Origin of the sequence: Klebsiella sp. HMSC25G12, assembly GCF_001807705.1 — a bacterium.
Taxonomy (GTDB): Bacteria; Pseudomonadota; Gammaproteobacteria; order Enterobacterales; family Enterobacteriaceae; genus Klebsiella; species Klebsiella variicola.
The window spans coordinates 1-1,525 of record NZ_KV789869.1 but is presented as its reverse complement, the minus strand read 5'-3'; the positions used below and the strand labels follow the sequence as shown (position 1 = coordinate 1,525).

Here is a 1,525-nt window from a genome sequence, read left to right as displayed (position 1 = left end):
GCGCCCTTTTAAACCATGATGAACACGCCCCGTTCAGGCGGGGCAGAGAAGGAGAAACATATGGACCATAACGTTTTGTCCCCGCTTGAATCCATGCCGGATGGCACGTTTACCCGCGAGCAGGCTCAGATTGTCGCCGCGCAGTATCAGAATGTGGCGATTGAAGATGACCAGGGGACCCATTTTCGCCTTGTCGTCCGTCATCAGGATGACGGCAGCATGATCTGGCGCGTCTGGAATTTTGAACCGGGCGGTGAGTACCTGATGAACCGCTATATCCGGGACTACGGAGTACGCAAAACGCAATAAGCCGTAAGAGGTGCCGGGCAGATGGGCCTGCCCGGCAGACATTAATCAATATCGGAGAGAAATTAATTATGTCAGTGACCGAGTCTAAAGCAAAAGCAACGGTTAAAACCAGCAAAAAAACGGTGAACCCTGCCGAAGCCGCCGCCCTCAAAGCCGCGCTTGAGGCTGCTCAGATTGAAATAGTGCCGCTGTCGTCGCTGGTCAAATCCCCGCTGAACGTTCGCACGATCCCCTATCCGGCTGACAGTGTCCGGGAGATGGCTGATTCCATCATGGCGATCGGCCTGATCCAGAATCTGGTGGTTCACTCGCTGCCGGACGGTATGTCAGGTGTGGCTGCAGGTGGCCGTCGTCTTGCCGCCCTGCAACAGTTGCTCAGCGAGCAGCGTATCGATGCCGGATATCCGGTTGTCGTCAAGCGTGTCAGTGACGACCTGGCGGTGGTCGCCTCGATTGTCGAGAACGACAAGCGTGTGGCCATGCACCCGGCAGAGCAAATCAGCGGGTTCCGTACCCTCTCAGAACAGGGGAAAACCCCGGCGCAAATCGGGGACCAGCTGGGCTACAGTGCCCGTCACGTTCAGCGCATGCTGAAGCTGGCAAACCTCGCCCCGGAACTGATTACCCTGCTGGCAGAGGACAAACTCGACGTGGAGCAGTGTCAGGCCCTGAGTCTGGAGAGCGACCCGGCACGTCAGGTGCAGGTGTATGACCAGGTGAAAACCTCATACGGCAGCACACCCGCTCACCTGCTGAAGCGGGCCATCACGGATACGGAAATCGCCGTAACCCACTCCCGCTTCGTGTTTATCGGTCGTGAAGCGTATGAGGCCGCCGGGGGCGTGGTGCGTGAGGATCTGTTCAGCGCCCAGGAGGGAGACGGAACGGCGGACGGGGTACTGGTTGAGCGTCTGGTTCAGGAGAAGCTGGCGGCGGCTGCGCTGGCCATCGAACAACAGGAAGGCTGGTCATGGTCACTGGCTCGTGAGGGATCCGTCAGAAACTACGGCGATGACCGCGAGCATTATCTGGTGCTGCCGGCGCCGGAGGGGGAATTCAGCGCTGAGGAACTGCAGCGTCTTGATGAACTGTACGCCACGATGGAGGCAACGGAAACCTTTGAGGACGAAGCCGCCATTCAGGTGCTGATCGATGAGATTGAAAATGCCGCATCGGTTCGGGCGTGGACACCGGAGCAGAAAGCGGCCTGTGGCGT

The 1,525-nt window shown here is 58.6% G+C and carries 2 protein-coding genes; both read left to right on the top strand.

Features of this window, described 5'->3' with window-relative positions:
• Window positions 1-60 precede the first annotated feature (60 nt).
• The gene (locus HMPREF3096_RS09860) at window positions 61-309 is read left to right on the top strand and encodes a DUF905 domain-containing protein (RefSeq protein WP_032752067.1); all 249 of its coding nucleotides are present in this window, start codon (window positions 61-63) and stop codon (window positions 307-309) included.
• A 68-nt stretch (window positions 310-377) separates the two neighbouring features.
• The coding region (locus HMPREF3096_RS09855; RefSeq protein ID WP_141749330.1) for a ParB/RepB/Spo0J family partition protein at window positions 378-1,525 on the top strand (1,148 nt) is incomplete at its 3' end.